The sequence below is a fragment of the Massilia agri genome (assembly GCF_024753255.1).
Lineage (GTDB): Bacteria > Pseudomonadota > Gammaproteobacteria > Burkholderiales > Burkholderiaceae_D > Telluria > Telluria agri.
Genome location: NZ_JANUHA010000036.1, coordinates 1 through 9,850, shown reverse-complemented (window position 1 = coordinate 9,850; position 9,850 = coordinate 1). Strand labels below are relative to the sequence as shown.

The 9,850-nt window shown below is 66.9% G+C and carries 7 protein-coding genes and 1 pseudogene; 5 read left to right on the top strand and 3 right to left on the bottom strand.

Annotation, left to right across the window (positions count from 1 at the left end; translation table 11 throughout):
- From NX780_RS24925 to NX780_RS24915, 3 genes and pseudogenes are all read right to left on the bottom strand, one after another.
- Positions 1 to 850 (bottom strand): annotated as a pseudogene (locus NX780_RS24925) (hypothetical protein); the annotation flags it as partial.
- Positions 851 to 1,183: 333 nt separating this feature from the next.
- Positions 1,184 to 2,521: a sigma-54 dependent transcriptional regulator gene (locus NX780_RS24920; RefSeq protein ID WP_258830585.1), complete on the bottom strand. Its 1,338-nt coding sequence runs from the start codon at positions 2,519 to 2,521 to the stop codon at positions 1,184 to 1,186.
- A gap of 210 nt (positions 2,522 to 2,731) precedes the next feature.
- A complete protein-coding gene (locus tag NX780_RS24915; protein ID WP_258830584.1) occupies positions 2,732 to 4,963 on the bottom strand; it encodes a hybrid sensor histidine kinase/response regulator in 2,232 nt (743 codons plus the stop codon).
- A 150-nt stretch (positions 4,964 to 5,113) separates the two neighbouring features.
- Between NX780_RS24915 and ubiE the strand changes: the two genes are divergently transcribed.
- From ubiE to NX780_RS24890, 5 genes are all read left to right on the top strand, one after another.
- A complete protein-coding gene (gene ubiE / locus NX780_RS24910; protein WP_258830583.1) occupies positions 5,114 to 5,848 on the top strand; it encodes a bifunctional demethylmenaquinone methyltransferase/2-methoxy-6-polyprenyl-1,4-benzoquinol methylase UbiE in 735 nt (244 codons plus the stop codon).
- A gap of 18 nt (positions 5,849 to 5,866) precedes the next feature.
- Positions 5,867 to 6,859, top strand: a complete 993-nt coding sequence (locus NX780_RS24905; RefSeq protein WP_258830582.1) for a Tim44 domain-containing protein — start codon at positions 5,867 to 5,869, stop codon at positions 6,857 to 6,859.
- Between the two features lie 123 nt (positions 6,860 to 6,982).
- On the top strand, positions 6,983 to 7,621 hold the full coding sequence (locus tag NX780_RS24900; RefSeq protein WP_258830581.1) for a ubiquinone biosynthesis accessory factor UbiJ: 639 nt from the start codon (positions 6,983 to 6,985) through the stop codon (positions 7,619 to 7,621).
- Positions 7,621 to 9,207, top strand: coding sequence for a ubiquinone biosynthesis regulatory protein kinase UbiB (gene ubiB, locus NX780_RS24895; RefSeq protein WP_258830580.1), 1,587 nt, complete (start codon positions 7,621 to 7,623; stop codon positions 9,205 to 9,207). Before NX780_RS24900 ends, ubiB begins: the two co-directional genes overlap by 1 nt.
- Positions 9,200 to 9,796: a methyltransferase gene (locus NX780_RS24890; RefSeq protein WP_258830579.1), complete on the top strand. Its 597-nt coding sequence runs from the start codon at positions 9,200 to 9,202 to the stop codon at positions 9,794 to 9,796. The genes ubiB and NX780_RS24890 overlap by 8 nt, the downstream gene beginning before the upstream one ends.
- The last annotated feature ends 54 nt before the right edge of the window (positions 9,797 to 9,850 follow it).

Genomic DNA, 9,850 nt, shown 5'->3' with positions numbered 1-9,850 from the left:
GGTGGGCCCCCCCGCCGGCGCCCCGGGCGCCGCCTGCACCGCCGGTGCCGGTCGAGCCGCCGCCTGCGCCGCCGGTGGCGCCCGAGCCGCCGCCTGCGCCGCCGGTCGCGTCGGCATCACCGCCGGTGCCGCCATTGCCGCCTGCCGCGCCGTTGCCGCCCAGGTTGCCGCCGCCGCCGTTGCCGCCGATGCCGCCCTCGGCGCCGTTGCCGCCGGTGCCGCCGCCGGCGCCGTTGCCGCCCACGCCGCCTGCGGCGCCGCTGCCGCCTGCGCCGCTGCTGGCGTCGGCGGTATTGCCGCCGTTGCCGCCGTTGCCGCCGGTGGCCGTGCCGACCGAGGCGTTGCCGCTGTCGGCAGCGCCGCTGGTTGCCGCTGCGGCATCACCGCCGCGTGCGCCGCTCGCGCCGCGGGCGTTGCCACTCATGCCGCCGGCGCCGCCGCGTGCTTCGCCGCCGGTCGCGGTGCCGCCTGCCATCCCCATGCCGTTGCCGCCGCTGGCGTTGCCCGTGCTGGTGGTGCTGTTACCGATATATTGCGTGTTGGCGTTCGATGCCGAGCCGCCCAGGGTGCTGAGCGAAGCCGAGCTCGAGGTGTTGAAGGAATCCGTCGTCGTGGCAGAGGAGGTGCCGTTGTTGTTGGCCGAAGCGGCGCCGACCGCCGTGGTCGACGCGTCACCGCGGCTGCGGTTCTGGCCCGAGGAATTGCGGTTGTCCGAATTATTGCTTTGGTTGGTGGTCTGGGTCTGGTTGTTGTCGCCGGTGACGTTGCCAGCGGTATTGCCATTGCCTTCCTGTGCCTGGGCCATGCCGAATGCCAGTGCGATTGCGGTCGCCAGAATAGTGCGCTTCATCTGTTACTCCCCTGTGTGTGGTTCGGTGATTTGAAATGCCCGGCGTCCGTTGCCACCGGTCCGATTTCATCATTAGCAGTTTGCGTGCCAGCTTCTGAAATCCGCGCAAGTGCTTGATTCGCTTGCTAGTTTTGATCCAGGGAAAACTTGTAGGACTAAATTGATGGGGTGAATCAACACCCGATCGAAGTCCTGTCGCATCGCTGTGACAGTTCGGGGATAAATGTCACCAGACTGTATCAAGGTGTAAGCGACGAAGGGGGACGGTCGGTCCGACGCCCATGCGCCAGACCGACAATACGTAGGAAAAGAGGAAGGTGCAGGCGGCGCGCTTCAGGGCGCGATGGAGTGTTTCGCCATCAGGCGATACAGGGTCATGCGCGAGACGCCGAGATCGCGCGCCGCCTGGCTGATGTTGTTGCCGCACTTTGCCAGGCTGTTCCAGATGGCAGTTCGCTCGGCGCTTCCGCGCGAATTGTCGAGTCCCTCGCGCAGGATGATGGCGTCGTCCTGCGGCGCCAGTTCCAGGTCTTCCGGCATGATCAGGCGGTTCTCTGCCAACACCATGGCGCGCCGCATGCGGTTGATCAGTTCGCGGATATTGCCCGGCCAGTCGTGCTGGGCCATCGCACGCAGGGCCTGCTTGCTGACACCTTTCAGTTGCGGGCTTTTTTCGTCCGCATATTTGTTGAAAATAATCTCGGTGAGCATCGGCAAATCGTCCTTGCGCTCGCGCAGCGGCGGCACACGGATCGGGAACACGCTGAGGCGGTAATACAGGTCCTCGCGGAAGCGGCCTTCGGCGACGGCCTTGGGCAAGTCGACGTGGGTGGCGGCGATCACGCGTGCATCCACCGCCACCGTGCGGGTGCCGCCGACCCGGTAGATGGTGCGCTCCTGCAGGAAGCGCAGCAGGCTGGCCTGCAGGTCGAGGGGCAGGTCGCCGATTTCGTCCAGGAAGATGCTGCCGCCCGAGGCCGCTTCGATCAGGCCCGGCTTGTCCTTGGCCGCGCCGGTAAAGGCGCCGCGCTCGTAGCCGAACAGCTCGGAGTGGATCAATGCGGGCGGGATGGCCGCGCAATTGATCGCGATGAAGGGGCCGCTCGCGCGCGGCGACTGCGCATGGATCTCTTGCGCCGCCAGTTCCTTGCCGCTGCCGCTTTCACCGCCGATCAGCACCGGCGCGTCGACCGCGGCGATCTTGTCGATGTGGGCGCGCAGGCGCCGGATCGCCGTCGACTGGCCGTCGATATGGCGTGCGCCGGCCTTGCGCTGGTGTGGCGGCGTCGAGCGGGCCAGCATCGCCATGCCGTGGGCGTGGCCGAGGGAATGGTGCAGCCGTACGGTGTCCACCGGCCGCGTATGGAAGTCGAACAGGTGCGTGGCGATCGCGTGGCGCAATTGGGGACGGTGCAGCAGGTCGGAATTGAAAATGCCGATCCAGCGGATGTGGTGGTGCTGTTGCAGGAAACGTTCGGTGTCGTCGTGCTCGAGGCTGCCGTCGCCGTCGAGCAGCAGCCCGACCGGATAATGCTGCTGCGCGAGCACCTTGCGTGCGGCTTGAATACTGTCGACCGTGCAGACGTCCCAGCCTCGCAGCTCCCCGCAGGCCGCAAGCACGCCCGCGTTCCCCTCATTCGTAATGCATAACAGTCGTTTGACCGACACCATTAACCTCGTTTTTCTTTGTTATTACGGTAATGCAGGACGGCGCTGTCGGCCGGGATACCAGGACGAAGGTCAGGCAAACACCTGGTAGCGTATGCCGGATTTGTCCGGCAACGAATAGGTGTTATTTAAACAGAAACCGAGAGTTTTAGGCGCACGAATATTGCTGAGTTGGTAATCTGCACCGATAAAATTCCTACAGGAATCAATGCCTTAGCGCATCTTGGCGTCGGATGGTGCTTCCCTGGTTCCGCCCACCGCGCTGGCCAGCAGGGTGACCAGCTTTTCAATCGGATAGGGCTTGGCCAGCACCTGCACGCCGGGCAGGGCGACCTGGCGCTCGGTGTAGCCGGTGGCCAGCACCACCGGCAGGCGGGGGAAGCGCTGGCGCACGACGGTGGCCAGGTCGATGCCGCTCACCGCGCCCGGCATGACGATGTCGGAGAACACCACGGCGGGACGGGCGCCATCGTCGAGCATCGCAAGGGCCTGTTCGCCGGTCTCGGCCGCCAGCACGGCGAAGCCGCATTCGCGCAGGGCCTGGCCGACCGCCTCGCGCACCAAAGGATCGTCCTCCACGAACAGCACGGCGCCGCGCGTGCCTGGCGCCGGTAGTGCGGTAGGAGCTGCAACGCTGCCCGACACCGGCTGGCGGGCGCGCGGCAGCCAGATGTCGACCCGCGTGCCCGCCCCTGGAGCGCTGTCCAGCACCAGCAGGCCCTGCGACTGGGTGGCGAAGGCATAGGCCTGCGCCAGGCCCAGTCCGCTTCCTTGTCCCTGGCCCTTGGTCGTGAAGAAGGGGTCGAGGGCATGCGCGAGCACCTCGGGCGCCATGCCGCAACCCTCGTCGGCGACGCGCAGGCGCACCCAGTCGCCGGCAGGGAGCGGCTGCGGTGGTATGTGCATATTGCGCGCCTCGATGCGCAGCAGGCCGCCGCGCGGCATGGCGTCGCGCGCATTTACCGCGAGATTGAGCAGGGCCAGGTCGAACTGCAGGGGCTCGACCGTCACCGGCCACAGCGCCTCTTCGCAATCGACCTCGAGATGGATGTCCTCGCGCAGCGCGCCGCGCAGCAGCTGCAGGGCGCTGGCCAGCTGCTCCTTCGCGTCCACGGTTTCCTGGCGCGCCTCCTGGATGCGGCCGAAGGCGCCGAGCTGGCCGGTGAGGGTGGTGGCGCGCTGCACGGTCTTCCGGCAGGTCTGTACCAGGCCCTTGATCTTCTCCTGGGTGGTGGTGAGCTCGGCCAGCTGCAGGGCCGTGCTGAGGGTCTGCAGCAGGTTGTTGAATTCGTGGGCGATGCCGCCGGTAAGGCGTCCCAGCGACTCCAGCTTCTGGGCCTTGAGCAGGGCGCCCTGCGCGCGTTCGGCCTGCGCCACGGCCTCGGCCACGCGCTGCTGCAGCTCCTGCTGCGACTGGCGGATCTGGCGGCCCGCCTCCATCATGCGCAGCGCCACGCTGTCGATCTCGACGATGCCCTGGGGCTGGTAATCCATTTCCTTGCCCTGTCCCAGCAGGTCGGCGCTGCGGCCCAGGTATTCGATCGGGACGATGGCGCGTTCGGCCAGGCGGCGCGCGGCCAGCACGCCGGCCGCCAGCAGGGTGGCCATCAAGAGCGCCAGCATGGCCGCAGCTTCCAGCGGAACGCGCCGGATCTCGCTCACCGGAATGCTGATGAGCACCTTCCAGTCCGACATCGGGACCGTGCTGTAGAAGGCGCGCACGTCGGTGCCTTCGAGCGTGCGGCTGTCGTAGACGCCTTCGCGCGCGGCGGCCAGCAGATTGCGGCTGTAGGCGCGCACCGGCTTGCCGACGAAGCGTTCGGGATGGCGCGACCTGGCCAGCACCACGCCCCGGCGGTCGAGGATGGTGGCGGTCCAGTTGCCGCGGAACTGCTGGCGTTCGACCAGCTTCTGCAGGGTGGCCACGTGCACGCCCAGCAGCAGGTGGTAGCGCACCGCGCCGCCGATGACGACCGGCACCTGCACCGTATAGTCGGGCGCCTTGCCGATCGGCGCCATGAAGAGGTCGGACACATAGATGCCGGCCGGGCCGCCGGTGCGCATCAGTTCGCCGACATTCGAGGAGCGCCGCTGCGGCAGCGCCGCGCCGAAGGGCTTGCGGGTATTGAGCAGCTGGCGTCCTTCCAGGTCGGCCAGCACGATGACGGTGTCCCAGCCGGGCGCCATGCGGCGTGCGTGGTCGTAGAAGGCGCGCAGTTCGTGCTGTTGCAGGGCCGGGGAGGTGGCGAGGGTGCGCAGGACCGCGGTGCGCGCCTGCAGCTCGTTGTCGACCATGAGCGCGAAGGCGCGCGCGGATTCGCTCACGCTCTGGGTCTGCGACTTCTGCTCCTCGCGATAGACGTAGCTGATCGCCAGCGCAGCCGCAAGGAAGGACGGCACCAGGATGGCGAGCACGAGGATCAGGAGGCGGTTGCGGATGCGCATGGTTTGCAAGGGCGGAGCCCGGTCGGCCGGTGATTATACAAGAGGCAACTTTTATTGCGGCGCCCGCGCCAACCGTGCGCGGGGCGGCAGCGGGGCAGGGCGGCGCTGCGCCCGCCTGTATAATGTGGCAACCCTCAACCGTTCGCAGATATGACCAATACCACCCACTTCGGCTACAAGACCGTCGCCGAGGACCAGAAGGTCCAGGAAGTCGCCAAGGTCTTCCATTCGGTCGCCTCCAAGTACGACGTCATGAACGACCTGATGTCGGCCGGCCTGCACCGCGCCTGGAAGATGTTCACCATCGCCCAGGCCGGCGTGCGCCCCGGCTTCAAGGTGCTCGACATCGCCGGCGGCACCGGCGACCTGGCCAAGGCCTTCGCGAAGCAGGCCGGCCGCACCGGCGAGGTCTGGCTCACCGACATCAACGAATCGATGCTGCGCGTGGGCCGGGATAGACTCTTGAACAAGGGCCTCGTGACCCCAACTATGCTGTGCGACGCCGAGAAGCTGCCGTTCCCGGACAATTATTTCGACCGGGTCAGCGTGGCCTTCGGCCTGCGCAACATGACGCACAAGGACCAGGCGCTGGCGGAAATGCGTCGCGTGCTCAAACCCGGCGGCAAGCTGCTGGTGCTGGAATTCTCGAAGGTGATCGCCCCGCTGCAGAAGCCCTACGACCTGTACTCGTTCTCGGTGCTGCCGTGGCTGGGACAGAAGATCGCGGGCGATGCGGAAAGCTACCGCTACCTGGCCGAATCGATCCGCATGCACCCGGACCAGGAAACGTTGAAGAACATGATGCTCGATGCCGGGCTGGAGCGGGTCCAGTACTACAACCTGACGGGCGGCGTGGCGGCCCTGCATACCGGCATCAAGATGTAATCGGCAAGAGGAAGTGTGATGAAAAAATTCGTGGCAACCCTGGTACTGGCGGTCACCGCCGTATCGATGATCGCGGAAGCGACGGCAAAGCCGATGGGCGGCAAGCGCTCGATTGGCCGCCAGTCGCAGGCCGTACGCCAGATGCCGGCCCCGGCGCCCGCGCCCCAACCGTCCCCGGCCTTTGGCCAGGGACTCCAGCAGCAGCGCGCACCCGCCCCCGCGGCGGTGCCGGCTGCCGGCGCGGCAGGCGCCGCCGCGGCCGCGCGCAACACCCAGCGCTCCGGCATGTGGAAGGGCATCCTCGGCGGCGCCCTGCTAGGCCTCGGCCTCGGTGCGCTGCTCTCGCACTTCGGCATCGGCGGCGCGCTGGCAAGCGCGATCTCGGCCATCCTGATGATCGGCCTCCTGGTGCTGGCCGTGCTCTTCGTGGTGCGCATGTTCCGCCGCAAGGACACGCCGGCCAATCCGGCCTTCGGCAACAACTACGCCAATCCGGTGCCGGCAGGCGCTTCCGCCAGCGGCGTCGCGACGCCGGAGATCGGATCAAGCCTGCGCCAGCCGGCCGCTTACCAAGGCCCGCAAGGTGGCGTGTCGCTGGGCAAGCCGGGCAGTGCGCCTGCGCACAACCAGTGGGGCGTGCCGGGCGACTTCGACCAGGAAGCGTTTCTCCGCCACGCGAAGGCCTCCTTCATCCGCATGCAGGCGGCCTGGGACCGCGGCGACACCAATGACCTGCGCGAGTTCACCTCGCCGGAGGTCTTCGCCGAGCTCAAGATGCAGATCCAGGAACGCGGCGGCGCCACCGACTTCACCGACGTGGTCACCATCGATGGCCAGCTGCTGGGCATCGAAACCACCGCCACCGACTACCTGGCCAGCGTGCAGTTCAACGGCATGATCCGCAGCGCCCCGAACGCACCGGCCGAGCCCTTCGTCGAGGTCTGGAACATGTCCAAGCCGCTGTCGGGGCAGGGCGGCTGGGTCCTGGCCGGCATCCAGCAGCTCAGCTGATCCAGACATTATTTTCTGATAATGTCCCGTGCTGCCGGGCTTGTGCCCGGCAAACTGGTAAGATCGAACCGCCCGACTCACCCCCGGGCGGTTTTTTTTCGGTTTTTCACTTACGTGCGATTTATGTTCCCAAGTAAGGCCCTATTGGCCACGCCCGCCGTTGCCACCATCAACCACCTGCTGGCCCAGGAAGCCTGGGCGCGCGACGCCTTGCGGCGCCATGCCGGCAAGGAAGCCTGCATCGACACCGGTCACTTGCAGCTGCGCCTGCGCGTGGCAAGCGATGGCATGGTGGAGAGCGGCAGCGGCGAAGGCCCGGCCAACGTGACCATCCGCATGAAACTGACGGACCTGCCGCTGATCGCCGCCAACCGCGACCGCGCCTTTTCCTATGTGAAAATCGAAGGCGACGCCGAGTTCGCCAACGCCATCTCGACCCTGTCGAAGGACTTGCGCTGGGATGCCGAAAACGACCTGGAGCGCGTGGTCGGACCGCTCGGCGCGCGCCGCATCGCCGAAGGCGGCCGCTCGCTGGCCGGCGGCGTGGTCAATGGCGGGCGCCGCCTGCTTGAAAACGTCGCCGAGTTCCTGCTCGAGGAGCAGCCGGTGCTGGTGCGCCCGGCACAAGTACAAGGCTTCGCCGCCGACGTGGTGCGCCTGCGCGACGACGTCGAACGCGCCTCGAAGCGCATCGCCAAGCTGGAGCAGCGCCTCGCGCAGAGCGCCGCTGCTACCACCGTGATCCTGACCCCGGATAACTGATGATCCTGAAATTCCTGCGCCTGCTGAAGATCCTGACTGTCGCGACCAAGTACGGCCTCGACGAAATCGCCGTTACCAGCCTGCACGCGCCGCGCACCGCGCGCGTCATGAGTACCCTGTTCTTCTGGCGCCGCATCACCTCGCCGCGCGCCATCCGCCTGCGCCAGGCCCTGGAAGAGCTGGGTCCGATCTTCATCAAGTTCGGCCAGGTGCTGTCGACCCGGCGCGACCTGATGCCGCAGGATATCGCCGACGAGCTGTCCCTGCTGCAGGACCGCGTGCCGCCTTTCGATTCGGATCTCGCCATTGCCCAGATCACCGAGGCGCTCGGCGCCCACCCTGATCAATTGTTCGCCAGCTTCGACCGGGTGCCGGTGGCCTCGGCCTCGATCGCCCAGGTGCACTTTGCCACCCTGAAGAACGGCAAGGAAGTCGCCGTCAAGGTGCTGCGTCCGGGCATGAAGAAAACCATCGACGAAGACCTGGCGCTGATGGACATGGCGGCCGCCCTGATCGAGAAGGTCTGGGCCGAAAGCCGGCGCCTGAAGCCGCGCGAAGTGGTCGCCGAGTTCGACAAATACCTGCACGACGAGCTCGACCTGATGCGCGAGGCGGCCAACGCCAGCCAGCTGCGCCGCAACTTCGCGAATTCGACCTTGCTGATGGTGCCGGAGATGTACTGGGACTATTGCTCGAGCAGCGTGATCGTCATGGAGCGCATGCGCGGCATCCCGGTTTCGCAGATCGACCGCCTGGCGGCCGAGGGCGTGGACCTCAAGAAACTGTCCAGCGATGGCGTGGAGATCTTCTTCACGCAGGTCTTCCGCGATGGCTTCTTCCACGCCGACATGCACCCGGGGAACATCCTGGTCTCGGTGGAGAAGGAAACCTTCGGGCGCTACATCGCGCTCGACTTCGGCATCGTCGGCACCCTCAACGATTTCGACAAGGACTACCTGTCGCAGAACTTCCTGGCCTTCTTCCGCCGCGACTACAAGCGCGTGGCCGAGGCCCACATCGAATCGGGCTGGGCGCCGCGCGACACCCGCGTCGACGAGCTCGAATCCGCGGTGCGCGCCTGCTGCGAGCCGATCTTCGACCGTCCGCTCAAAGACATTTCCTTCGGCCAGATCCTGCTGCGCCTGTTCCAGACCTCGCGCCGCTTCAATGTCGAGGTCCAGCCGCAACTGGTGCTGCTGCAAAAGACCCTGCTCAATATCGAAGGCCTGGGCCGCCAGCTCGACCCCGACCTCGACCTGTGGAAGACCGCCAAACCCTATCTGGAGCGCTGGATGGGCGAGCAGGTCGGCTGGCGCGGCATGGTCGAGCGCCTGCGCGCGGAAGCGCCGCGCTATGCCCACATCTTCCCGCAACTGCCGCGCCTGCTGCACCAGACCCTCGAGCGCCACGCGCATTCCGGCATGGCGACGCACAACGGCCACCCTCTGGCCCAGGCCGAGCTGCTCGCCATGGTGCTGGTCGAACAGCGCCGCACCAACCGCCTGCTGGGCCTGATGACCTTCCTCGGCCTGACCACGGGTGCGCTGGGCATGGCGGTAGTGGGCTGGTATTTCTACGTTGGCTGATTTCGCCAATCGCGATCCGCTCGACCCGGCGTTCTGGGACGAGCGTTTCGCCAAATCGTTCACACCATGGGACCGTGGCGGCGTGCCGTCGGCGCTGCGCGATTTCGTGGGGCGCCAGGCGGCACCCTTGACGACCCTGATTCCCGGCTGCGGCAGCGCCTACGAGCTGGTGTATTTGTGCGAGGCCGGCTGGGACGCCACGGCGATCGACTTCGCGCCCGAGGCGGTGGCGCAGGGCAGGGCGCGGGCGGGGCAGTGGCGAGAGCGCGTCGTCGAGGCGGATTTTTTTGTGTGGGAGCCGGCGCGCCCGCTGGATCTCGTCTACGAGTGTGCTTTCCTGTGCGCCTTGCCGCCGGCGATGCGGCCGCGGATCGTGGCGCGCTGGGCGGGGCTGCTGGCGCCAGGTGGGCGGGTGGCCGGATTCTTCTACTTTGACCAGACCGTCAAAGGGCCGCCTTTTGGTATCGCGCGTGCCGAACTCGATGGCCTGATGGCCCCGTACTTCGACTGCGTCGAAGAGGAGATGGTCGCGGATTCGATCCCCATCTTCGCGGGCAAGGAAGCCTGGCTGGCCTGGCAGCGCAGGTAGCGCTCATCTGCCAAAAGAAAAGGCGCTGTCACCGTTCAGTGTGGGCTCGCTGTA